The sequence below is a fragment of the Streptomyces beigongshangae genome (assembly GCF_019710745.1).
GTDB classification, from domain to species: domain Bacteria; phylum Actinomycetota; class Actinomycetes; order Streptomycetales; family Streptomycetaceae; genus Streptomyces; species Streptomyces beigongshangae.
This window is the reverse complement of record NZ_JAHKJW010000028.1, coordinates 15895-38891: the sequence shown is the minus strand read 5'-3', so window position 1 is coordinate 38891 and position 22997 is coordinate 15895. Positions and strand designations below refer to the sequence as shown.

Sequence of the window (22997 nt, the reverse complement as noted above, 5' to 3'; positions counted from 1 at the left end):
TTACGTGAAGGAATGATTACACGTGTCCATAGAATGGCCTAACCTCAAGCCGACACTGTCCGGAGCCCGACGTTCACTCGACGGGATCCAGGGCGTCTACGAGCGAATAACCGACATTGCGGTGCGCCATTCCGCCGGACTCGCTGTGGTACACGGCGATATTGAGGTGACCTACGAAGAACTCATGGGCCGCGTCCTCGAGCTGCAACACCGCTTCGAGTCGCTCGATCTCCCGCCGAAGTCCGCGATCGTCGTTCAGCTCCCGCGTGGCATCGAATACATCGTCGCAGTACTCGCAACTCTGGCACACGACTGTCACTTCGTGCCGGTCGCGGAGGGCGAGCCGGAGGCGAGGGTCGCGGAGATAGTGGGGCGGGTTCATGCCGTGGCCCGTGTGAGGCTCTCGCCCTCGGGGCAGTCCGCAGTCTCGCGCCTGAGTGAGGCGGGGCCGTTGCAGCGAGAGGCGTCGGGGCTCGCGTACATCCTGCATACGTCGGGAAGCACCGGTCGGCCCAAAGGTGCGGCGCTCTCCATGACTGCGCTCACCAGTCTCCTGAGCTGGTACGGCGAGCAGTTGTCCCTCACGCCCGATGCCCGCTTCGCGCAGCTCTCGCGCCCGTCGTTCGACTTCTCCATCCCCGAGATCTTCCTGCCTCTCCTGCATGGCGCTCGGATGATCATTCCTCCGCGTCCTATCGACAGCGGCCTGATTCAGGTGACGGAGTACCTGATCGAGCAGGGCGTGACGACGCTTCAGTTCGTGCCCACACTGCTGCGGCCGTTTGTGAACCTCCTGGATGCTGTTCCGCCCATGGCGGACCAGCTGAAGTCCATCTCGACCATCGTCTGCAATGGCGAGGCGCTTCCTGATCCGCTCCGGCAGCACGTGGCGCGGGTCCTCCCGACTGCGACGCTCGTCAACTCCTATGGCCCCACCGAGGCATGTGTCGCGGTCACCTGGCACCGCTGCTCCAAACAGCAGGAGATCCTGCCGAACATCATCGGAACTCCGATGCCCAACGTGGACCTGTACGTCATGTCCGCAGACCTCGAACCGGTTCCCACCGGAACTATCGGCGAGCTGTGGATCGCAGGCGCCCAGGTCGCGGACGGCTACATCGGCGCCCCGGCCGAGACGCAGCGTTCGTTTTACGTGCGCCCGGGAGACGGAGGAAAGCAGCCCGCGGACCATGTGTATCGCACCGGTGACCTCGTACGTGCGCTGGACGACGGGAACCTGGAATTCATTGGGCGCCGCGATCGGCAGGTGCAACTGCGGGGCATACGTGTTGAGATCGGCGAGATCGAGGCCGCGGTCAAGGGAACAGGTCTGTGCGACGAGTGCCGGGTCACCGCAGTCCCCGGGCCGGCCGATTCGACTGCGAACGCGCTGGAATGTTTCGTCACCCCCGCCACCGTCGACACCGACGAGTTGGAGCGGCAGGTTCAGTCACGCCTCCCGAAGGACCGGTGGCCTCGTCGTTTCCATGCCTTGGCCAGCCTGCCAGCCACCACGAACGGAAAGGTCAACGAAGCGGCGCTGCTGGCATTGGCACAGCGCTCGGGCCCGGGAGCGGAACCCGCTGCCGTTGCTCATGATCAAGGCACGCGGGAGGCACACCACACGCCCACGGCCGAATCTGCGGAGGACGTACTCAAGGGGACTCTCGCAGGGCTAATCGGCCGCCTGCCGTCCGCGGACGAGACCCTGGGGAGCCTCGGCCTCGACTCGCTGGGACGTCTCGAACTGCAGGTCGCCACGGCCGACCGTGGCTACGTCCTGCCCGCGGAACTCTGCTCCATGGCGTCGGCCGCTGTCGGTGAAGTCGCCGCCGCCATGAGCCGAACCGAGCGCATGCCTGGGGCTCCCGGGACGGTGGGCCGCACCGGCGCCGATCTGGTTGCGCTCAGAGATGAGTTGAGGCAAGTCTTCGACCAGGCGTGTGAAGGCGATACCGAGTTCCTCGTTGTACAGAGTTCGCTGCCGGACTTCAAGAACGTCTCCCCGCACGATGTCCTTTCCATGCTGCTGTCCGAGATCGACCGCGTATCCCAGCGAATCACCGTCGCCCTGCCGGCCTACACCTTCTCCTACATCTGCACCCGGACGGTGGATCTCACCAGTGATCCCTCCGAATCCGGCATGGCTTCCACCCATGTGATGAAGGCCATCGGAGGCCGACGGACCCGGCATCCGGTGTACTCGTTCGTGGTCGTCGGACCTGAAGCCCAGGCGATGGCGGACATCGACTGGACCAAGCGGTCGACCTTCGGGGATGACTCGGTCTTCGGGTGGTTCTCGGCAAGGAATACGAAATACATCCTCCTGGGCACGCACGCATACGCACAGGTGCACAGGTCCGAGCACCTGGCCGAGGTCCCGTACATGTCACACGTGTACATGGAAGGAACTATCACCGACGACACCGGCACGAAGCAGGGCGGCGCCTACGTCTATGCAAGAGATGTTCCTGAGAGCCGCGATGCCCAGGTATTCGGGGTGAACACGGACAGCATTTTATGCCTAGGCGGGCACGCAGTATCCAGACGAAATCTGGGCATGTGCGAGGCCACCGTCATCGACGTGCGGACATTCGAGGAGATCGCCATCCCGGCGCTACGGAGCAACCCATACGCGCTGCTGCAGCCAGAACTGCTCGCACCCGCCCAGGCACTGGTCAAGGAACGCGCAACCAAGGAGGAAGTATGAATCCGACATCCAACGGTGAATTCCGCATGCTGAACGGCACGCCGTACGGGGTCGTTGATGCGTGCGTCTCAGGCAGCCTCCAGGGCAACCCGGCGGCGGTCGTGCAACTGGACCACGAACTGCCGGATTCGACCCTGCTGCGACTCGCTCAGCTGCTGGACGAGCCTGTCACCGCGTTCCTGACTCAGCGAGCTGGCTCAAATAGCTACCGCCTACGGTGGTTCACCCGGAACTGCGAATTACGCATCTGCGGCCACGCCACATTGGCTGCCAGTGCATGGCTGCTGGGGCGGCTGGGCGACGGAATGACCGCGGAATGGCACACCCAGGCCGGCGTACTGACAGCCGATCAGGCCGATGGCAAGGTGCGAGTGAGCTTCCCTGAAACGCCGCTACACTCCATGGACTCTGAGAGGACGCGACAACTGGCCGCTGCGCTGGGGATGCAGCCCAAAGAGTGCTATGTCGCGGGGGACGACTATCTCGCCGTATTGGACACTGGCGAGAAAGTGATGGACTTTAAGCCTGACATAGCTGCCATCGAGCGCCTGGCGTGCCGCGGGGTGATCGTGACTGCAGAATACCCGTCGATGACTGGAGAGGAACTGGACTACGACATCGTTTCCCGGATGTTTGCGCCGAGGATCGCGATACCCGAGGACGAGGTCTGCGTTTCGGCGCACTTGGCGTTATATCCGTTCTGGACTCAGCGATTAGCACGTCAAAAACTGAAGGCTCTGCAGCCCTCTCCTCGCGGCGGCGCACTTGAGCTCGAATCTCGCACTCGAGGGCGCGTTTCCGTCACCAGTGAGTGCCGCGTGAACACGAGTGCAATATGGGGCATGGACCTCGATTCTTCAGCGGTGTGACGGCGCGGAGATCGCCGTGGGGGGAGCCGATCTCGGCGACGGGCCGCGCGCGTTGCCCGGGGTAGAGATCATGACGGACGGCCTGCACGAATGCATCGCCCGTTGCACCCCAGCTGCGGCTACCTTCCGCTGTCCGGCCCATCTGGCGCAGGAGGCCGCCCAGGTGACAGTCGCCGCTCACCAGGCGCTGGGGTACCTGTCATGCACGGACGCGATCGTCACCTCGGCAGGGAAGGTCGTCATCCTGGATGGCTAACCTCGATCGTTCATGAGGGTCCGTCAGCTTGCTGGCGGACCCTTTGTGGTGAGTGTTGGTGGGGGTTTTCGGAGTCTGGGCAGGTTGAGGGCCCGGCTGTCGCGTCGGGTGTGCGCCGGGTTCCACGGCTCCGGCGGGATGGTGCTGCTCGCAGGGACGGATACGTGCTGGTCAGCCAGGGTTCGGGAGGGCGTGGAGCCGGTTCAGGGCATTGGTGATCAGGTCGGTCCAGGGCCAGTGCCTGGCGAGGCGGAGGTAGCGGCGGCGGCCGGTGGTGACGAGCTGGGCGGCGGTGGAGAACAGCCGAAGCCGCAGGCGGCGGGGCTCCCAGAGCCGGGCCGTGCCGGTCAGGGCGAGCAGGGGCATCCAGGCGAGCAGGTCGAGGGCGATCTGGACGATCTCCAGCCAGATCTGGTTCTGTGCGGTGTCGTGGAGGGGGAGGTTGCGCAGGCCGGTGGCGCGGGCGGCGCGGATGCGGTCCTCGGCCCGGGCCCGCTGGCGGTGGCGCAGTTCGAGGGCAGCGATCGCCTCGCCCTCCGTGTTGGTGGCGAAGCACGTAAGCCGCATGCCGTCGGCGTCGGTGAAGCGCAGTTGGGCGCCGGGGTGCGGCCGTTCCTTGCGCACGATCAGCCGCAGCCCCTTCGGCCGGCCCGTCAGGCAATCGCCGGCGAGTTCGGCGACCCAGGCGCCGTCGCGGATCTCACCGTCGGGTTCCACGGCCGGTGTCCATGCCGAGGCCGGGACCTTCAGGACCGCAGCGTGGATGGCGTCGGTGATGGTCATGCCGACCGAGTACGACAGCCACCGTCCGCGCCGGGTGAGCCAGGCGACGAACTCGTGGGTGCCACCGCCGGAGTCGGTGCGGATCAGCGTCTGCCGTCCGCGCCGCAACCGTTTCGGCAGCTGGGCCAGGGCCAGCCTGGTGGCCTCGACGTGGTCGGCGGCGGTGTTGGAGCCCGCGTTGCCGGGCCGGAGCATGCCCACGACCGGCTCTCCGGACCCGCCGCGGCCATGGTCGACGAATCCCATCAGCGGGTGGTGCCCGAACGTCTTCTTCCAGGTCGCGGCTGCGTCCTGCTTCTCGGAGTGCGCCAGGACGAGGACCCCGTCGATGTCCACGATCACCTGCCCGCCGGCGTCCGGTGCTGTGTCACCTGCCAACCGCCATACGTGTTCGCGTACTTCAGCACGGGCGGTGCGCAGCGCGGCCAGGACCCGTTGTCCGCCCGCCGCCAGCTTGCTGATCAGCCGGGAGACCGTAGGGTCGGAGGCCACCGGCCCGAACACGGCCGGCTCGGCCCGCAGCATGCCGACATCGGCCAGGCAGTCCCCGCCGAGTGCGACCGTGAGCGCGACATCCAGCAGGATCTTGCCCGGATCGTGCACCGTCCGCGGCTTGCGCCACGGCATGAGCGCCGCCGATATCGCCGCATCCAGGTTGGACTTGCGGACCGTCTCGACCAGCAGCACCGCACCGGCCTGCAAGACGACTCCGCGACCGCCGCCCTCGACGCGGACACACGGGTAGGACCCGATACGCTTCTTCACCTGGAAAGTGCCTCCGGCGATGGCGGGAACAAGGACCTCAGCAATCCTCATTCTCGCTGGTCAGAGGCACTTTCTGTTTTCTTGATCACCAGCTGGACAGCCCGTCTCGTGAAAGCGCGAGGCTAACGTCACCCCGGGGATGACGGAGACCAGCACCTGCCCCATGGCGTTGTGGGAGGCTGCTTCGACTTCGGTGCCTTCTGCCGCGATCTCGTGGCCCAAGCCGCCCGCCGACACGACCGATCTCGCTGACGACGCACGACGGCCGCCACATCCCCTCAACCGTGGGCGCGGCGGCCGTCATGCGTGCTACTGCTCCTGTCCGGCGAGCCGGTACATGGAGATGCCGCAGCCTCCGCAAGTCCCGCAACTCATCGGATATCTCACGGCCCATACCCTCGTGAGACTGGCGCAGCTTCATGATTGCAGGCAACCAACACCAAGATTCACAACAGCGTCGAGCTGTAGAATTGACCGTGTGCCAGTCAAATATTTAGCGACCGACCCCACCCCCGTTCCTCTCGGCTCCAAGGTGGCGGTGATCGCACCCGCCGGACCGGTCCGCCCGGAACGCCTCGAACGTGGTTGCGAACTGCTGCGTGGGTTGGGCCTGGAGCCAGTGCTTGGCCGGCACCTCCTGGGACCGGTTCGTGGCTATCTGGCTGCCGAGGATGCACAGCGCGCCAGCGACCTGGAAGAGGCATGGGCCGACCCGGACATCCGGGCCGTACTGTGCGCGCACGGCGGATACGGATCCGTACGCTTGCTCGACATCCTCGACTGGGAGCAGCTTGCAAAGATTGCTGCAAATAATCCCCCGAAGCCGTTCGTGGGCTCCAGCGACATCACTGCTCTGCACAGGGCACTGGCGCTGCACCTTGGCGTGCGTACCTACTACGGTCCGGTCGTCGCCGGTCCGATTCTCGGCGAGCCAAGCCCGTGTCTGCAGACTGTCCGCAGTTTCGCCGACAGCTTGTTCTCTCCAGGTAAGTCCGTCAACCTGTCCGGTGGCGCCTGCATCGTGCCCGGCAAGGCTGAGGGTGTGACCACCGGTGGCACCCTCACCCTGCTTTGTTCGCTCGCCGGGGCCCCAGAGTTCCGTTCGGCCGCCGGCTCGATCGTCCTGCTGGAGGACGTGAAGGAGAGCCCTTACCGAATCGACCGGATGCTCACGCAGCTGGTCCGAGGCGGCTGGTTCGAGCAGGCTCGAGGCATTGCCTGCGGTTCCTGGGAGGACTGCCGGCCCGCCGAGCAGGTCGTCGAAATCCTGCTCGACCGTTTGGGGGGGTTGGGTATCCCCATCGTCACCGGCTTGCCGTTTGGTCATGGACCGACCCAGATGACCGTGCCTTTGGGGGCGCACGCTGAACTTGACGCGACATCCGGGGCGCTGAGGTTGCGTGCCCACCAACCTTCAATGCGTGATGTCGTCGCGTAGGGATGGAATGAACCCCCGTGCCGTTGAGGTACCCGGGCATTGACGCCGAGTCAGGGAGGGGTTCTCGCTGAGGAGGGCCTGGTCCGACACGTGTCTGGCTGGCATCAGCCGGCGCTGAGGTCGGTCACGATCAGAGATGGGTGATGTGCTGCTTTCACTGGTGCACCAAGTCGCTGCCTTGCCTCACCGGTAACGGGCACGGTGAGCGGCTCCTCGGGCTGCGTGATCGCCTCGGCGACCAAGCGCCGTCGTAGAAGGAGCGGGCCCGAACGGCCTCACGGGAGGACTCGAAGCCGCAGAGGCTGTGAACGTAGTTCGGGCGAATTCTGCTCGCCTGCATGCTCGTCACAGCCCGGCTCACACAAGAGGCTCTAGCTGGCTGCGGCCTCACCGTCCTCTTCCCCGGGGTTGCGATACTGATCCGGCGAGGGCGGCAGAGGGTCTTCCCGCCACATCGCGTCGTATGTGCTCTGCGCGTGTTCGTTGATCACGATGGTGTCGAGGAGTGCCCGGTCTATCCGCTCCGCGCCGGTGAGCAGCGCGTCGGCGGCCGCTTCGCGGATGAGTTCTGCCAGGGAGCTGATGTTGCCTCCGGTACGGCGGTAGAGGTACTTCCACTCGCTGACGAGAGTGCCGGGCCGGTGCTTGTACAGCACGAGGGCCTCTTCCATCGCGGTGATGACGGAGACCCAGTCGGCTTTCTCTTCCCTGGTCCGGACGCGGTAGGGAGTCATGTGGAAAAGGGTGTTGCGGCCGGCGGTCTGGGTGGCGCGCGCGTCGCCGGTGCCTTCGAGGAAGAGGCCGGAGTGCTTGAGGTCGACGCCGGTGTAGATGAAGGTGGCCGCGGTGTGGTTCGCGATGTGCTTCAGGTGGTCGTTGACGACCTTGCCCTCCTTGAGGGAGAGGTCCATGAAGTGGGCGTCGTCGATGATCACGAGCTCGACGCCGACTCGGCGCATGTTTTCCAGGACGAGACGGGTGATGTCGCTCTTGGTGGCGCCGGAGCGGTAGGGCTGGGCAAGGTACTGGGCGAGCGCGATCGACAGGTCTTTCGGGGTGGCCTGGGAGGGGATGTTGATGTAGACGACGGGCGTGTAGTCGATCAGCCGGCCGTCGAGGACGTAGCGCTTGTCGAAGCGCTCGGGGTGGCTGCGCCGCAGTCCGTGCTCGAAGTCGTAGGCGAACGTCTTGACCAGGGTGGATTTGCCGAGGGTGGCGGGGCCGTCGAGGACGATGCTGCGCCGGGCGCCGGCGGGCTGGAAGGCGTTGGTCATTATCCGGCGGCGGATCTGGTGATGGATGGTCTGCATCTGGCTGGTGCGGACGATGACCAGGGCGCTGTGGTGGGCGGCCCGGGCCGCGTTGTGCAGGTGGCGCTCCTCGGCATTGAGCTGTTCGTAGACGGCTAGGGGCAGAAGGACCGGCCTGGGCGGGAGGACGTTGTCGAGGTATTCGCGCCATTCCTCCTTGGTGCGCGGTTCGGACAGGCCGGGGTGTCTGAAGTCGCCTGGCCCGAAGGCATCTTCGGGCTTGTCGTCGGAAGGGTCGGGGGTGAGCATGGCGGTCAGCCCTCCTGGCTGGTGTGTGGGTTCCAGACCTCGGCGGGCTGGACGGTGAACGGGTCGAAGTCGTCGTCTTCACCGGTCAGGTCGGGGACTGCGTGTAGTGCGGGAATGGCCGGCCTCGCGGTGTCCGCCGCCGGGCGCGTCGGCGGCGCCGCTGCGGGGACGGCCGGAGTGGAGCGTGCTTCGTCCTGGGCCTGAGCCTGGGCGCGGTGCCGGTCGCGGGTGTGGCGTGTGCGGTCGGTCTTGGTCCACGTCTCGGGAGCGTCGGTGCGGTTTTGCAGGTCCCACAGGGCTGTGGCGATCTGCTCCTGGTAGTCCTTGTCCTTCGGGTCGCCGCCGCGGAGTTCGACCAGGCGTTTGGCCTCGCGCAAGGTAATGTCGGTAAAGGGCTGCAGGTCGCTGAGTGCTTTGGTCCACCGCAGCGTGTACCAGGTGTCGTCGCGGGGGTTGTGGAAGTAGGCGTGCAGCAGGTTGCGCGGATCATAGCGGATGGGCCAGCGCCCGTTGTCGTAGGGAGACTTGGCCCGGCGGAACTTGTAGAGCACGTCCGCGTTGTAGATCAGGAAGTTGAGCTCGACGCCGTAGGAGTTGATGGTGCGGCCGTTGTCGGCGATGGGCAGCAGCTCGTAGTACAGGTTGGGGTCGCGGGGGCAGTCGACGTAGCCGGCCGAGCCGAGTGCCATGGCGTATGCCTCGTTAGGTGAAACGTGCAGGTCGGGGAAACCGTGCAGGTGCAACCCGGAGTGGTGCTGGTTCTGGTAGACCGCGACGACGTATTCGGCGAAGAACTCGGCGATCTCGTCCAGGGTCCAGCGGGCCTGCTTCTCGACGTTCTTGCCGCGGTGGGCGACGTTGAAGCCCTTGTAGCCGGCGACGTGCATGGAGAACTGTTCCCGGATTGTTCCGAACAGGCGTTCGACGTGGGGTTTGTCGGTGGGCTTGAGTTTGCGGGCGTCCTGCAGGTCGATCCTCCATGTGCGGCAGGCACGCTTGACGACGTCGGACTTGTAGGGCTTGCCGTGGTCGTAGAGCAGGGTCTCGGGGTAGATGACGGGCCGGGCGGCGGCTTCGGCGAGGCGTTCATCGACGCTGAGGTGACGCTCGTAGGGGACGCGGAGCATTTGGTAGCGCAGGGCGTCGGCCCACAGCGGGCGCATCGGCTCGGGTGTCATGACGTCCGCGAGGAGCAGGCCGATGTCGATCGCTTTGGTGCCCAGCGGGGTGAGGCGCCAGGCGAGGATGGAGCGGGTGGCGACGTCGATGGCGATGGTGAGTTCGACGTTGTAGGTGTCGTTCATCGTGGGGTCGTAGGCCAGGACGTCGAGCGGAGTGGTGTCGAGCATGACGACCTGGCCGGGCCGGTGGGCGATGACGTTGCCGAACGTGCGGTCGGGCTGGTTGGCGTCCGAGATCCGCTGGTAGGCGGGGTCTGAGGGGCTGCGGTGGAGAAGGAGTTTGACCGCGCGGCGGAAGGTGTCGGGCTTAGGCAGTGCGACGGTGTCGGCGCCGTGGTCCTCGTCCAGGCGGTTCTGGCAGCGTCGCCTGAAGCGGGTGGAGACGCTGGAGGAACTGTCGAGGCGCTCTGCGGCGGCCTGCTCGCGGATCGCGGTGATCACCCGCTCGTCGATGTTGCGCAGCGGGTTCTTCAACCGGGCTTTGCGGCCGTCGACCAGTCCCCATAGGCCCTTCTCTTCCCACTCCTCGAGCAGTTGCCAGATGCGACGCTCGGTCAGATCCAGTTCCGCCGCCTTGGCCGCGACGCGGTCGGTGAGCAGGAGGTCGGGGTGATACTGCGGGCGGGGTTCGCCGGGTTCGGGCTCGAAGGGGGAGCCTGAGCGGTAGCCGGTGGTGGCCTCGTGCAGGTGGGCTTCGAGTTCCAGGGCATCGTCGCGGGCCCGTTTGTTCTTCAGCGTCGCCAGGACGCCACCTGGGTCGAGACCTGCGGTGGCGTTGTCGGCCCGCATTGGCGGTGCGGTCAGGGCGCGGAAGGAGGCGTCGGTCAGCAGGGTGCTGAGCATGATCGTCTGGTGGTGTCCGGAGATCGAGCGCAGACGGACCAGGGCGCCGGTGAGGCCGGTGACCTGGTGCTGTTCTTCCTCGAATTCGATCCAGTCTTCGGCTGCGATGCGGTAGCGCTGATCCATTAGGCGTGCTCCGGAGCAGGTGCGGCCCACACCTGGGTGTGGTCACGCAGCGGGCGGGTGAGGTCGAACAGCAGGCGGTGGTGCCACATGAGGTGGTAGGTGACGGCCCGTTCGATGTCGGGTTCGGGCCACAGGGAGAGCAGTTCGGCGATGCTGACGGGATGCTGGGCACGGAAGAGCAGGACGTGCGCGACGGGGGCCGCGGCGTTCAAGGGTCTGCGGTAGCCGGCGAGCCATTCGACGGTGGCCCACAGCTGCGGGTCCGGCTCGCCCACCATCTGGTAGTCCCAGCCGAGTTGTCGGCAGGCGGAGGACGTGCGGGCGGCCTGGAGGCGGACCTTGGGTTTGTCGAGCTGTTCGGGGTTCTTGATGTCCAGCAGCAGGACGGAGCCGTCGGTGCGCCGCACGAACAGGTCCGGGTAGTGGGTCCAGGATCCGTCGGCGTCGACGCCCTCGAAGACGAACGGCTGGGCGGCGAAGCAGGCGATCTTCGCGTCGAAGTCGAGGAGTTTCATCCAGCGGGCTTCCAGGAAGCTCTCGTAGTCCAGGACGGTGTCGCTGCTGGCCGCCCAGTAGGAGCCGGGGGTGTGCTCCTGCCCTGCGTAGGCAGGGAACTCGCGGGCCGGCAGACAGGTCTCGAAGCGCACCTCGCCAGCCTGGTCGGCCGGAAGGAGGCGTTCGGCGCCTCCGGCGTCGTAGTAGTGGAGGTACAGGTGGTGCGAGACGTGCCGTACGGGCCGAAGTGTGTTGGGTCTCTTCGGGCTCATGCCCATGCCTTTCCTGGGGTGGGCGAATCGAGCAGGGTCTGTCCGTAAGCGGTCAGTTGGCGGGAGACTGGCTCCGGGAGCCAGGACGAAAAACGTCGGCCGCCCTCTCGAACGAAGGACCTGCTGGTAGAACCCCACAGGTCGGGGGCGTAGGCGGGGGCGTCGCGGACGTCGCCACCGGTGAAGTGCTGCCAGGTCCAGGCGGCGGCGTGGCGGCGGCGCTGTTCGGTGACGTCGCGCCTCAAGGGGTGACAGACCTCGAACAGCACGGCGTGCGGAACCATGGTCAGTTCGGCCAGCGCCCTGCGGCGGGCGGCGTAGTCGATCAGGCCGCGCTCGATGGCGCGGGCGCCGAGTCGTTCGATGTCCTGCCAGAAAGCATCTGCGTCGCTGATCCGCTGGACGAGCGTGTTCGTTGCGCGGAAGGCTTTGACGGAGTCCATGGCCAGTGCGGTGGCGGCTCGCTGCCAGCTGGTGGCGCCCGTGAGCCGGGCCAGGGCCAGAGCGGCCAGGCGCCGTCCGTTCATCGCGGCGGTCCCGGGCAGATGCCAGGCGATCAATTCCGTGTAGTCGTCGGCGTCTATGAGGTGGGGCAGGTGGTCTGCGGTGAACAGGAGTGAGGTTGGAGGGCGGTTGACGAGGACTCCGGCGACGCGGGAGGCAGGAAGAACAGCGGCGCGTACCAGCGGCTCCAGGCAGGCAGGGCGGGGTATGAGGCGCAGCGGGTCGCTCCTGCCGGGCTTGCGGGGCAGCGCGACGGCGCGGTCCATCCAGGCAGTCAGAACACTCTGGCTAGTTGTGAGGTCGGGGGCGAAGAGCGCAGGTGCGCTCAGGGCGAGTACGGCTGCGGCATGCGCGGCGCTCGGCGGGATGGTCCGGAACTGACTGACCCGGCCGCCCCGGTCGGCGTGCAGCCGCTCCTGCTGGTTGGCCGTGAACACCTGGGCTGCCACAACGGGCAGGACGGCACACGAGTTGATTTCGTCAGGGGTGGCGACAAGCCGCACCACGGACGCGGTGAACCGCATGGCGGCAAAGAACTCGGCCGGCGTCACCGGGCTGCCTGCCACCTGGGCGGGAGCGCCGCCAACGATGTCGAGGAAGCGCTGCTGCAGATCGGCGAGTTCGGCCGGGACCGGGACGGCGGGCAGTGCGGACAGCTTCTGGCTACACAGACCGGCCTTACGTCCCCTGCTCGCGGGCCGTCGGTTGTTGCACAGGTCCAGATCGAGCATCAGGTCTCGGGTGGTCAAGCCCCGAGGATGGCCGGTGTATCCGAAGCCAAGACGCGCACTGCACCGGGGGCAGGTGTCCACCAGCAGGACGTGGTGCTCTGGGCACACGGCGGCCATACCCAGCCGCCACCACAGCGGCCACACCGGAGCGGACGCCAGGCATTTGGGGCACGCACGGCTGGAGGAGAACAGTGCCCACTCGCGGTTGCGGAGCCTGAAGTAGCTCTCTTCCTGCCGTCCCGGCTCCCCTCGCCCGGTGAAATCCAGCACGGTGCCCGCATATCGCGACAGCTGCATCGCCTCAATCACCGGCGCGTCTAGGCCGGTTGCCGCCTCCACGCTCTGAAGGCTTAGCGGCGTGAGCGCGGTACCGAACCGCAGCGGCCTTACTCCCCTATAGCGCGGGTGGCATTCCAGGCCGAGCGCCTGTGCTGCCCGTCCCGGGGCTATCTGCCAGTCGGCTGCCGCACGGCTCAGCCAGGACGGGAACGACTCACCCTCGGCAGGAACCGGTACCGAGGGAAGCCGACGTGGCAGTCCGCGCCTGTCCACCGACCCCTCCCCAATATGATCTTGTAGGAGATATCCTACAAACGTGGGACTGTACTACGGTTCCGTCTGTGGCGAACAACGATTCCGATGCGGGCGTCCCGGCCCAGCGGCTGGCCTTCGGGCGACGTCTTCGGGCTCTGCGTACGCGCGCGGGAATGACCCAGACCGCGACGGCGGCCGCGGCGGGGATGGACCGATCCTTCTACGCGGAGGTCGAAGCCTCCGTCCACAGCATCTCCGTCGACCGCATTCCCGCACTGGCCAAGGCGCTGGGCGTGACACCCGCTGAGCTGTTCCAGGACATGGGACCCGACCACCAGTAAAGGCCCGCGCTCATGCCGGACCCAGACATCTGCCCGCCCACCCCACAGGCCGGGGCGCCGCGTCGGCTGCCCGCCGTCCCCCTGCCCGGCACACGGGAGTCGCTGCTCCGGTCCTTGTCTGAGGCCGCGGGCGTTGACCGCGTGGCCTGCGGGCGCCTGGGTTCTTCGGCGCCACTCCAACTCCTGCCCCAAGTGCCTGGCCCGGGACGCACAGTGGCAGCTGGATTGGAAGCTGCCGTGGAGCTTCGCCTGCCTGCGATTTTCGCGTTGATGAGGATCTTTGAAATTCATGGAGCCTCATCAGCGTCGAAGTCGAGGAGTTTCATCCAGCGGGCTTCCAGGAAGCTCTCGTAGTCCAGGACGGTGTCGCTGCTGGCCGCCCAGTAGGAGCCGGGGGTGTATTCCTGCCCTGCGTAGGTAGGGAACTCGTGAGCTGGCAGACAGGTCTCAAAGCGCACCTCGCCAGCCTGGTCGACCGGAAGGAGGCGTTCGGTACCGCCAGCCTCGTAGAAGTGGACGTACAACTGGTGCGAGGCGTTCCGTACGGGCCGCAGGGTCTGAGGGCGTTTCGGGCTCATGCCCCTCTCGTCACGTCGAGGTCGAGAAGGTCCCGCCCGAAGGCGGTCAGCTCACGGGCAACCGGGGCAGGAATCCAGGCGGCGAAGCGGCGCCACCCCTCCCGGAGCGATTCGGTGGTGGCCCGCGGCCACAGGGCACGGGCGTAAGCGGGGGCTTCGCGGACATCGCCACCGGTGAAGTGCTGCCAGACCCAGGCCGCCGCGTGACGCCGACGCTGGAGGGTGACGTCATGCTCCAGCGGACGGCACACCGGGTACAGGACGGCGTGCGGAACCGCGGTGAGACCTGCCAGCCCCCACCGCCGGGCGGCGTAGTCGACCCGTCCGCGTGCCTGGATCCGTGCGCCGAGCCGCTCGATGTCCCTCCAGAAGGCGTCTGGGTCGCTGATGCGCTGGACCAGAGTGTTGGCGACGCGGGCCGCCCATTGCGGGTTCATGTCCAGATCGGCGGCGGCCCGCTGCCAGCTCGCCGCGCCCGCGAGCCGGGCCAGCGCCAGAGCGGCGAGGCGCCTGCCGCTGGCCGGGGCGGTGCCGGGCAGGTGGCAGGCGATCAGGTCGGTGTAGTCGGTGGCGTCGACCAGCTGAGGCAGGTGACCGGCGGTGATCCGCAGGGCGGCGGAGGGCCGCACGGCCAGGGCTCCGGCGACGCGCGAGGCGGGCGGCTCAGCCGCCCGCACCAGCGTCTGCAGACACGGCGGACGGACCAGGAGCCGCAACGGGTCGCTCTTGCCGGGTGTGCGGCGCAGTGTGACCGCGCGCCGGGTCCACGTGGCCAGCACCTGCCCAGCGGTCTGCCCGCCTTGAGCGAAGAGCACCTTCGCGCTCAGCGCGAGCACACTCGCGGCGTGGGCCGCGCTGAGCGGACTGGCCTGCAGCCTGCAGCCACCGCCTCCCTGCCGCGCCTGCTCCCGCTCGCGCTGATGTGCCAAAAAGCTGTCCGCGATCTGGCCAGGCAGAGCGCTGCACGCGGCGAGGTCGTCTTCGGAGGCGACCAGCCGGACCACCGCCGAGGTGAACCGCAGCGCGGCAAAGAACTCAGTCGGCTCCACCGCAGTGCCCACGACCTGTCCGATGCCGCCGTCGGCGACGTCCAGAACCCGCTGCTGCAGGTCCGCGAGCGCGGCGGGCACCGGCACCGCGGACAGCGTCTGAAGCCTCTGGTCGCACAGCCCGGCCTTACGCCCCCGGCCCGCAGGGCGCCGGTTGTGACAACGGGTCGGTTCGGCCACCGGGAAACGGGTGATCAGGCCCCGGGGGTGACCCGCGTAGCCACTGCCCACCCTCAGCCCGCACCGGCCGCACACGTCCACCAGCAGCACCCGGTGCACCGGGCAGACCGCCGCTATCCCAAGGCGCCACCACAGCTGCCACACCGGCCGCTCCGCCAGGCACTCCGGGCAGACACGGCTGCCCGTGAACAGAGCCCACTCCCGGTTCGCAACGGGCGTGAGCGAGGCCTCCGCCGCCAGGTCCAGCCCACCGAGGTCCAGCACCGTCCCGCGGTAGCGGGCCAGCTGCATCGCGTGCAGGCTCGCCGCGTCCAGCCCCGTGGCCGCCTCCGCCCTCAGCAGGCTGCGCGGTGTCAGCATGACGCCGAAGAACCGGGGCCACACCACCGAGCCCGGCCGGCACTCCAGCCCGATGGCCTGCGCGGCCCGCCCCGGCGAGAGCTCCCAGTCCGCCGCCGCCCTCGTCAGCCAGGACGCGAACGACTCACCCGCCTCGGGAACCGGCACCGTGGGCAGCCGCCGCGGCAGCCCGTTGTCCTGCACCCCACCCCTCCCGGTCCCAGTCCCACGTTTGTAGGAGATCTCCTACAAACGTGGGACTGTACTACGGTTCCGTCTGTGGCGAACAACGATTCCGATGCGGGCGTCCCGGCCCAGCGGCTGGCCTTCGGGCGACGTCTTCGGGCTCTGCGTACGCGCGCGGGAATGACCCAGACCGCGACGGCGGCCGCGGCGGGGATGGACCGATCCTTCTACGCGGAGGTCGAAGCCTCCGTCCACAGCATCTCCGTCGACCGCATTCCCGCACTGGCCAAGGCGCTGGGCGTGACACCCGCTGAGCTGTTCCAGGACATGGGACCCGACCACCAGTAAGAACCTGACGCTGTCGGGGATCTTGGAAGGTACTGATCTGGCGGAGAGTTGCGTATGGCCGCGTTGTTCGGGACGTCCGTGGCGATGTGAAGCTGGCTGTGCAGGCAGAGTTCGCAGGGGCCCGGGTGAAGGTGGTGACCGCCACCTTCAGAACGATCACTTCAGCCTGCGGGGTGGGTGGCGACGCGCCAGGACCTGGGCCGGGGGATGCGCTGCCAGTCGAGGAAGTTCTGGAGTGCTGTGGGGGTCCTGGGCTGGCGGGTCGGCGGTGCCGGGAGGTGGACGTCAATGCGTTCGAGGTTGACCGCGATGGCGGTCAGCACGTGCTGGACGTGCGCTTTGCTGTGGCTTCGGTAGCGGCACTGGCGCATTCCATGGCCGTTGACGAACTCGCTGATGGTGCTCTCGATGGCGGCTCGCAGCGAGTAGCGCGAGAGCCATTCCTGGGTCTGCTGTTCGGTCCGTGACTCGGACTGGATGTCGTGGAGATCGCGAGGCAGGAATACGACCTTCAGAGCGTCAGCGCGGGTGCATGCGGCTTTCACCGGGCACGTCCGGCAGTCGTCCGGGGAGAACTCGACGGTGACGTAGGGCGCGAGGGAGGGGGGTGTCGACCACCGGCGGCTGATGTTCCCCTGCGGGCAGGCAACTGTCTTCTTGTCCCAGTCGATGGTGAAGGCTTCGCGAGGGAAGACAGTGCCCTTGCGGGACTGCCGTGTGCTTCTGGCCCGGATGGGTCCGACCAGGCCGATGCCGTGCTCGCGGGCCACCTGCTGCTTGAGGGCGACGGAGAGGTAGCCGCTGTCGACGAAGTGTTCCTTCGACAGCAGGTTCCGATCCTGGAGGTTGGTCAGGATGCCGGGCAGAGCCTTGGTGTCGTGGACGGGCGCCTTGGTGGTGGTGACGTCCGTGATCACGCTCGGAGTGCCCTGATCACAGGTCTCGGTGACGTGGGCGAGGTATCCCTTCCAGCGGGTCTCGCCGCGGCGTGCGTAGCGGGCGCCGGTGTCGTAGGGCGAGACGATCGCCAGGGCCGAGGGCGGCAGGCCGGCGTCCTCGGGCTCCCGCCACTTCGGCCGGTCCTGGGCATCGAGGATGTAGTTCTGCACGAAGATCTGCCGTAGGGCCTGGACCTGCTCGCCGCCACGGAGCGCGGGCAGGTAGCGGTGGACATAACGCAGGAGAAGGCGGACGTCCTCGCCGGTCTCCTTGATCCGGGTCTTCGGCTTGGACGGATTCTTCCCGAGCCGGGCCGCACGTCCGTAGCGCTTGGCCCACTCCTCATTCACTAGCGCGACCAGCTCGTGCGGTGCCCGCCGGGCGAGTTCTTCCAGGGCGGCCCGCGTGGCCTCGGTCACCAGCTCCAGGCGGGTCAGGTCGCGGACCGCAGCCAGGACATGGGTGGAGTCGGTGCGCTGCCGGCCGCGCTCGCGGACCAGGCCGACAGCCCTGATCTTCTCCAGTGCCAGGTCGAGCAGCTTGTCGGCCCGTCCTTCCTCGGCCAGGCGCTGGCGGAAGTCGGTGAGCACGCTGTGGTGGAAGCCGGGGTCCTCCAGCTCCATTCCCAGGGCGTATTTGAAGTCGATCCGGTTGCGCACAGACTCAGCCGCCTGCCGGTCGGACAGTTCCAGCAGGAACTGCAAGACCGACACCGTCGCCAACTGGGCAGGCGAGAGGCCCGGCCTGCCGTCGCGCGGGTACCACTCCTCGAAGTCCTCATCACTCCACAGACCCTTGAGATGGTCGCGGATCGTCATCGCCGTGGTGCCGTGCGGGTTGCACGCCCGCGCCACCCGCACCGTCAACTCGGGAACGTCACAGCCAGTACGGGAGCGAACGCACATCACGGGCCTCCGAAGTCGCGGGGCCCAACCGTGCCTTCGTACCAGCAGCCGGATCCGCTGATCCCGGGACGCTCACCACGAACGAGTGAACCCTCATCGCCCCAACCGTCGCCACAGCAACACGGCCATCTCCAACCACGAACGTTCCGTTCGCCCAACGGTCACCAGGCCCGAACGGAGCTACCCGGCCGTCGACCGCCGCGTCGAGAAGCAATCTGACCAGGACGAACGCGTCACTTGGGTACAGCGCTCACCCTGATCCGCCACACCGGATTCCAAGATCCCCGACAGCGTCGGGTTCTAAAGGCCCGCGCTCATGCCGGACCCAGACATCTGCCCGCCCACCCCACAGGCCGGGGCGCCGCGTCGGCTGCCCGCCGTCCCCCTGCCCGGCACACGGGAGTCGCTGCCCAGCTGGATCAACCGAATCGGCCTCCTCTACGCAATACGCCAGCCGGATACCCTGGCCTGCCTGGAGCTCACAGCCCGAGGGGAGATGCGCCCGACTACGGCGGGCCTGGGCCTTGCCCCCTCCACCGCTGACACGCTGAGCGCGGCAACGGGAGTGCCCGCAGAAACGCTCAGCGGCATGCTGCTGTCACGCTTTGCCGACACCGCTCTGCCCAATCTCCCGCCCGCGCCCTACCGGCGTCCGGGGAGAGCTGACCGTGTGGGCCGTCGGGGCCTGGGTTCTTCGCCGTCACTCCAACTTGGGTGCGGCTCTTTCGTAGTGACCTGCTCGGTCAAGCGGTGAGAGCGTATCCGTCCTGGTGGCGGGCCTGCCGAGTGCGGAGATGCTCTTGTTCGATGTGGTGCAGCCAGTATTCCTCGAAGTCTCCGTTGATGATCACGGCGCGGAGCAGGGTGGTCGGTTAACGGTTCAGTGCCATAAAACGGCCGCCCGTGCATCTTCGGTGGCAACCCGGTCAAAGTCCGGTGCCACCGGAACAACCGGACAGACGTTACAGACTCCGGTGGACTCAACTCCATCAGAATCGAACAAGCGTACAATAAGTCATGGTGGTGAGTCTTGCGTGTCGGTAGCCTGTCCGGCACGCTGAAAGGACAAGTCCTCCGCAGACTGTTGACCGAGCAATGCCGCTGCTATCGAGGAGGAGCCAGCTGTGGAAGCGCTCTCACCTCAAGGGGCCCTGCTCGTGTCGTGCATTTCCCGGCTGCCTCAGCGTTCCCTGCCGCGGCATGCGTGGGCGGCCGAAGTTCTTGTCGAGCAGCTCTGGGCAGGCTTGCCCGGCGAACACACCGACGCTTGGCGTGAGGTGCTTGCCCCGTTGATCAGGCAGGGGCGTGTTGATGCGCGGCGGGTGCGGGCCGAGATCTGGGAATTGGCACGTTCGGGCGCCCTGGTGCCGGTCGGTGCGGGAAACGCCGCGAAGTACGAGGCGGCGGACTTCGCCGAGGCACTGGCCGCCAGGGACCTGTCACCGCAGGAGGGGCAGGCCGTCGACTTCGCTGTGCGTCAGCTTACGGCCAGGCTGTTGGCTCTCTCGAAGACGGCGCACGCATCGCTGTGATCCAGGCCGGGGACGGTCACGTCCTTCTCCAGCCGACGCCATGAGAGCGTCTTCTTGCGGTGGGTGGCCAGTGTGATTCCTCCCTCTGCGGAGGGTCTGGCCGTGATGCGCACGCGCGTCTTGGGGTTGCGGAGGAACGGTGCCTCCCATACCTGTTCCTCGGTCTTCTGCCAGTCCGCGATGCGGATCTTGGCGATCTGGTCGCTCATCTCCCGGGCCGTCTGGAAGCGGCGGGCCGGATCGGGGTCCGTGGCTTTGTGGACCAGCTTCCGCAACGACTTGCACACCCAGGGGGGCAGGACCGCGTCTTCTTTGCACAGAGGGGGCCGGCCGGCCAGGAGCGCGTCGACAACGTCGGTGGTCGTGTACGCGGCGTAGTCGAACTTACCCCTGAGTAGTTCGATAAGGACCACTCCGAGGGAGTACAGGTCGGAGGAACGGGTGAGTCCGTCCGCGGTCAGCAGCTCGGGCGGAGCGTACAGGTGGGGCGCGTTCACGCACGGGGCTCTGCCCGTGTCGTCCATAGCGCCGGCCAGGCCCAGGTCACCGATCTTCACCGTGTCGGCGTCGCCGGTGAGAAACAGGTTCGGACTCTTCACGTCCCGGTGCAGGATCTTGTATCGCTCGTGCATCTCGGTCAGGCCCTGCAGGGCCGCCCGGATGATCCGCAGCGACTGGGCTGCCGTAAAGTGCTCGCCCCTCAGCATGGCGTCGGTGATGCTGCCCTTCTCGTAGTAGGGCATGAACACTTCGACGACCTGCATGGGTGCTTTGTAGCTGGGGACGGCCGCGACCGAGCGCACCTTCACCACGTTCGGGTGACTGATCATCTCCATGACCCGGGGCTCCACCAGGTCCGCGCCCTGGACTTCGGAGAGATCGATGCGCTTGCCGACCAGCCACGTCTCCAGAACGGGATCCAGCCACACGCGCACCTCACGCAGGCCGCCCGGCATGCTGTGGAGGCACTCGTAGTCCAGGATGAGCGGTCTCTCGCGCTCGTTCACGACCCTTATCCTTCGCTGCTCTCGCTGGACGTTTCGACGGCGTAGGCCTTGGCCGCGGCGAACGCCGGCCCGCGCCCCGCCGTCCAGTACAGGGGGAGTTGAGGGAACCCAACCTCTTTGCAGTCGAACAAGGCCAGCTTGGGCGCGGGAACGTCGACGAGCTTACCGATCCGCTCCGTACTCCACTCTTCGCATGTGATCCCTTGCTCCACGCAGGACAGCATGAGTGCCGAGATCAGCGAGATGCGGTCGAAGGCTTCGCGGTACACCCACTGGTTGTTCTTGCGGGTGGCCACGATGATCACGGCGTCGGGCTGCAGCACGCGGATGTCCTGGGAGATCCTCTGATGGGTGTCTCCCAATCGCTGAGCTCCCGTCAGGCCGAGTGCGGGTACGAGGCGTTCGGGGGCGCCGGGTGTGTGAGAGATGTCCTGGGTGTCGTCGGCGGCGGTCAGCGCACCGTAGTGGATCGCGCCTGATGAGACAGCCACACCCAGGACCTTCATACATCACGTCTTTCCGGGAAGACCGGCCTACGCGCCTGCGGGCAGGCCGGGTTGAGAGCGGTTCGTTGTTTCGTGCGCGGCGGTGAGCCGCGCCAGCTACCCCTTGATCAGCCGCAGGTCGGGCCGCACGGGCGCGGACTGCCTGCCACCTCCGTCGACGCCGATGGGTACCAGGCCGAAGACGTACTCATTGAGTTCCTCAGGATAGATGTTCAACTCGGCCGCGACATCTGCCGGAGACATGCTCAAGGGCTGGCGCAGGGCCTCGAACACCTTCGCCAGCAACTGGCTGCTCTCGCGGACCAGGGAAGAGCCCGGCTCGTCGCGGCGGTATCCCCGCCGCGCGAGTTCCTTGACGGTCTGGGTGTAACGCCATTCGGAGAGCAGCTCGAGCTTGCGCAGCCGGTAGGTCAGCGCCATGGCCGAGACCCCCCACTTGCGCTTGGCGCTCAGTATCCGGTCGAGAGAGGCGTTGTTGAGTCTCTGGGCGAGAATCCCGGCACGCGGCATGAGGAAGGCGGAGGCGAAGTCGTTGGCCTCCCCCTCGGAGTCCCGTCCGTGGGGGATGCGGTGCTCGCAGTGCAGTACAAGGTGCCCGAGCTCGTGGGCGGCGTCGAAGCGGCCGCGCTCCCCGGTCTTACGCGTGTTGAGGAAGACATAGGGGGTGCCCGCGTTGATCGTTGAGAAGGCGTCGATGTCCAGGCAGTCCGACGGCAGAGAGAACACGCGCACGCCGTTGGCCTCCAGCAGGTGCACCGTATTGGGGACGGGCGCCTCCCCGAGGCCCCACGCGGCTCGCACCTGCTCTGCGGCCGCCTCCGGCTTGAGGTGCGGATAGGTCGGTACGTTGGGCTTCGGCAGCTTGAACAGCCCTGCCAGCCAGGTGTTGAGCGCCACCGCCACGGCCCCTGAGCTCAGCGCGCTGTCGCGCTCCGCGGCCGACATCTTGGAAGGTGCCCGGAAGCTGACGGCGTCCAGCTGCAGCTGGGGGGGTGGAGGGGCCTCGAAGAACGTGACCGGGTAGTGAAGTGCGGCCGCGAGGGAGGAAAGCGTCTCCGGCGACGGTGGTCTGCGGTGGTTCTCGAAGGCAGTGATGCTCTGCGCCGAGAACCCCGACCGCCGGGCCAGCTCGGCCAACGTCATCCGTCGCCTCTTACGGGCAAGGACCAGCCGTTCAGGGGTGAACACTTTCCTCAGCTCCCACGTCCGCACTCCTACATTTCGGTCAGCCCCCCAGCAGCTCCACGACAACCTCCGGGCCGCTGTCGTCGCCCGGATCGTCCAGCAGCGCGATGTCCGCACCGGGGTCGCCCAGGTCGGGCAGCACCAGAGGGATGCGCTCCTGCCACTCGTCAACGAACTTCCCGTTCATCTTGATCGGCAGCGACAGCTCGGCGGAGATCACTCCCTTGTCCCACTTGTAGAGCAGGCACCACGTCGGGATCTGGTCGAGCTCACGGCCGTACAGCACCTCGTCGTGGCTGAGGAACGCGATCTGGCCGTTCCTCTCCACCAGGCGGGCCATGGCAGGACCCTTCGGGTTCTTCGACTTCACCCTGGCTTTCAGATCGCCGACGCCTCCTTGGGCGCTGATCGCCGTGACCGCGTGACTCATGCTGGGGTGGATCATCCGGAGGATGCTGTCCCGCGAGGTGCGGCCCCACCCGTCGGGGTCGAGCGCCTCGGCGAGGTACCGGTTGGTGCGGCTCCAGAACGTGAACCCGGCCATGGCCGGCGCATCGAAGTCGGTGCAATTGCGGACATCAGCCGCCGCCAGGTCGAGCGCCCCGTGGAAGAGGTCGTTCGAGAAGTCGAGCTGCGCGAGCCGCTGCACGCACCACTCGGGATCCAGGTTCTGCACAGCCCCTCCAGACAACCGTGGGTTTCAAAAACCATACCTCATTCGAGGTGGCGTTTTTGAAACCTCGATTATCATCGCATGTCAGTTCGAATATGTCATCTCTCCGCCCCCCCGGTCGTCCGCAGGGGCCAGGCGTCCGTGCGGCAGCCCGCTCATGATC

The 22997-nt window shown here is 67.0% G+C and carries 19 protein-coding genes and 1 pseudogene; 7 read left to right on the top strand and 13 right to left on the bottom strand.

The window, feature by feature from the left end:
• The first annotated feature begins 22 nt into the window (after window positions 1–22).
• Together KM933_RS22185 and KM933_RS22180 are read left to right on the top strand one after the other, a co-directional pair.
• Window positions 23–2710, top strand: a complete 2688-nt coding sequence (locus KM933_RS22185; protein ID WP_221354860.1) for an AMP-binding protein — start codon at window positions 23–25, stop codon at window positions 2708–2710.
• Window positions 2707–3579, top strand: coding sequence for a PhzF family phenazine biosynthesis protein (locus KM933_RS22180; protein WP_221354858.1), 873 nt, complete (start codon window positions 2707–2709; stop codon window positions 3577–3579). The genes KM933_RS22185 and KM933_RS22180 overlap by 4 nt, the downstream gene beginning before the upstream one ends.
• A 427-nt stretch (window positions 3580–4006) precedes the next feature.
• On the opposite strand, the gene KM933_RS22175 is transcribed toward KM933_RS22180, so the two are convergent.
• A complete protein-coding gene (locus tag KM933_RS22175; RefSeq protein WP_221354856.1) occupies window positions 4007–5383 on the bottom strand; it encodes an IS1380 family transposase in 1377 nt (458 codons plus the stop codon).
• A gap of 478 nt (window positions 5384–5861) precedes the next feature.
• On the opposite strand from KM933_RS22175, the gene KM933_RS22170 reads away from it, so the two are divergent.
• On the top strand, window positions 5862–6821 hold the full coding sequence (locus KM933_RS22170; protein WP_308013506.1) for a S66 peptidase family protein: 960 nt from the start codon (window positions 5862–5864) through the stop codon (window positions 6819–6821).
• A 371-nt stretch (window positions 6822–7192) separates the two neighbouring features.
• Here the strand turns inward: KM933_RS22170 and KM933_RS22165 are convergent, their stop codons facing one another.
• From KM933_RS22165 to KM933_RS40660, 5 genes and pseudogenes are all read right to left on the bottom strand, one after another.
• On the bottom strand, window positions 7193–8380 hold the full coding sequence (locus KM933_RS22165) for a TniB family NTP-binding protein (protein ID WP_221354853.1): 1188 nt from the start codon (window positions 8378–8380) through the stop codon (window positions 7193–7195).
• Between the two features lie 5 nt (window positions 8381–8385).
• Window positions 8386–10530, bottom strand: coding sequence for a transposase (locus KM933_RS22160; RefSeq protein ID WP_221354852.1), 2145 nt, complete (start codon window positions 10528–10530; stop codon window positions 8386–8388).
• On the bottom strand, window positions 10530–11297 hold the full coding sequence (locus KM933_RS22155) for a TnsA-like heteromeric transposase endonuclease subunit (protein WP_221354850.1): 768 nt from the start codon (window positions 11295–11297) through the stop codon (window positions 10530–10532). The genes KM933_RS22160 and KM933_RS22155 overlap by 1 nt, the downstream gene beginning before the upstream one ends.
• Complete coding sequence (locus tag KM933_RS22150) at window positions 11294–12550, bottom strand: hypothetical protein (RefSeq protein WP_260333975.1); 1257 nt, start codon at window positions 12548–12550, stop codon at window positions 11294–11296. The genes KM933_RS22155 and KM933_RS22150 overlap by 4 nt, the downstream gene beginning before the upstream one ends.
• Before the next feature lie 75 nt (window positions 12551–12625).
• A pseudogene (locus tag KM933_RS40660) lies at window positions 12626–13084 on the bottom strand (TniQ family protein); the annotation flags it as partial.
• Between the two features lie 68 nt (window positions 13085–13152).
• On the opposite strand from KM933_RS40660, the gene KM933_RS22145 reads away from it, so the two are divergent.
• Entirely contained in the window at window positions 13153–13407 is a 255-nt protein-coding gene (locus tag KM933_RS22145; protein ID WP_221354840.1) for a helix-turn-helix domain-containing protein, read from the top strand.
• Between the two features lie 287 nt (window positions 13408–13694).
• Here KM933_RS22145 and KM933_RS22135 read toward each other — a convergent pair whose 3' ends face one another.
• A complete protein-coding gene (locus KM933_RS22135; protein WP_221354844.1) occupies window positions 13695–13985 on the bottom strand; it encodes a hypothetical protein in 291 nt (96 codons plus the stop codon).
• Window positions 13982–15757, bottom strand: a complete 1776-nt coding sequence (locus tag KM933_RS22130) for a TniQ family protein (protein ID WP_221354842.1) — start codon at window positions 15755–15757, stop codon at window positions 13982–13984. Before KM933_RS22130 ends, KM933_RS22135 begins: the two co-directional genes overlap by 4 nt.
• A 75-nt stretch (window positions 15758–15832) precedes the next feature.
• On the opposite strand from KM933_RS22130, the gene KM933_RS40325 reads away from it, so the two are divergent.
• Window positions 15833–16087: a helix-turn-helix domain-containing protein gene (locus KM933_RS40325; protein WP_221354840.1), complete on the top strand. Its 255-nt coding sequence runs from the start codon at window positions 15833–15835 to the stop codon at window positions 16085–16087.
• Between the two features lie 161 nt (window positions 16088–16248).
• Here the strand turns inward: KM933_RS40325 and KM933_RS22120 are convergent, their stop codons facing one another.
• Window positions 16249–17886, bottom strand: a complete 1638-nt coding sequence (locus KM933_RS22120; RefSeq protein WP_308013508.1) for an IS1182 family transposase — start codon at window positions 17884–17886, stop codon at window positions 16249–16251.
• A 361-nt stretch (window positions 17887–18247) separates the two neighbouring features.
• On the opposite strand from KM933_RS22120, the gene KM933_RS40655 reads away from it, so the two are divergent.
• Together KM933_RS40655 and KM933_RS22115 are read left to right on the top strand one after the other, a co-directional pair.
• Window positions 18248–18685 (top strand): TniQ family protein, encoded by a 438-nt coding sequence (locus KM933_RS40655; protein WP_430727353.1) that lies wholly within the window; start codon window positions 18248–18250, stop codon window positions 18683–18685.
• Between the two features lie 370 nt (window positions 18686–19055).
• Complete coding sequence (locus tag KM933_RS22115) at window positions 19056–19463, top strand: hypothetical protein (RefSeq protein WP_221354836.1); 408 nt, start codon at window positions 19056–19058, stop codon at window positions 19461–19463.
• On the opposite strand, the gene KM933_RS22110 is transcribed toward KM933_RS22115, so the two are convergent.
• The 4 genes from KM933_RS22110 to KM933_RS22095 all read right to left on the bottom strand — a co-directional run bounded on the left by KM933_RS22110 (window position 19409) and on the right by KM933_RS22095 (window position 22837).
• Window positions 19409–20470: a protein kinase domain-containing protein gene (locus KM933_RS22110; protein WP_221354834.1), complete on the bottom strand. Its 1062-nt coding sequence runs from the start codon at window positions 20468–20470 to the stop codon at window positions 19409–19411. The two genes, KM933_RS22115 and KM933_RS22110, sit on opposite strands and share 55 nt — an antisense overlap.
• Before the next feature lie 5 nt (window positions 20471–20475).
• Window positions 20476–20976: a hypothetical protein gene (locus KM933_RS22105; protein ID WP_221354832.1), complete on the bottom strand. Its 501-nt coding sequence runs from the start codon at window positions 20974–20976 to the stop codon at window positions 20476–20478.
• A 96-nt stretch (window positions 20977–21072) separates the two neighbouring features.
• Window positions 21073–22164 (bottom strand): helix-turn-helix domain-containing protein, encoded by a 1092-nt coding sequence (locus KM933_RS22100; RefSeq protein WP_308013505.1) that lies wholly within the window; start codon window positions 22162–22164, stop codon window positions 21073–21075.
• Between the two features lie 37 nt (window positions 22165–22201).
• Complete coding sequence (locus tag KM933_RS22095; RefSeq protein WP_221354827.1) at window positions 22202–22837, bottom strand: hypothetical protein; 636 nt, start codon at window positions 22835–22837, stop codon at window positions 22202–22204.
• Window positions 22838–22997: the final 160 nt, after the last annotated feature.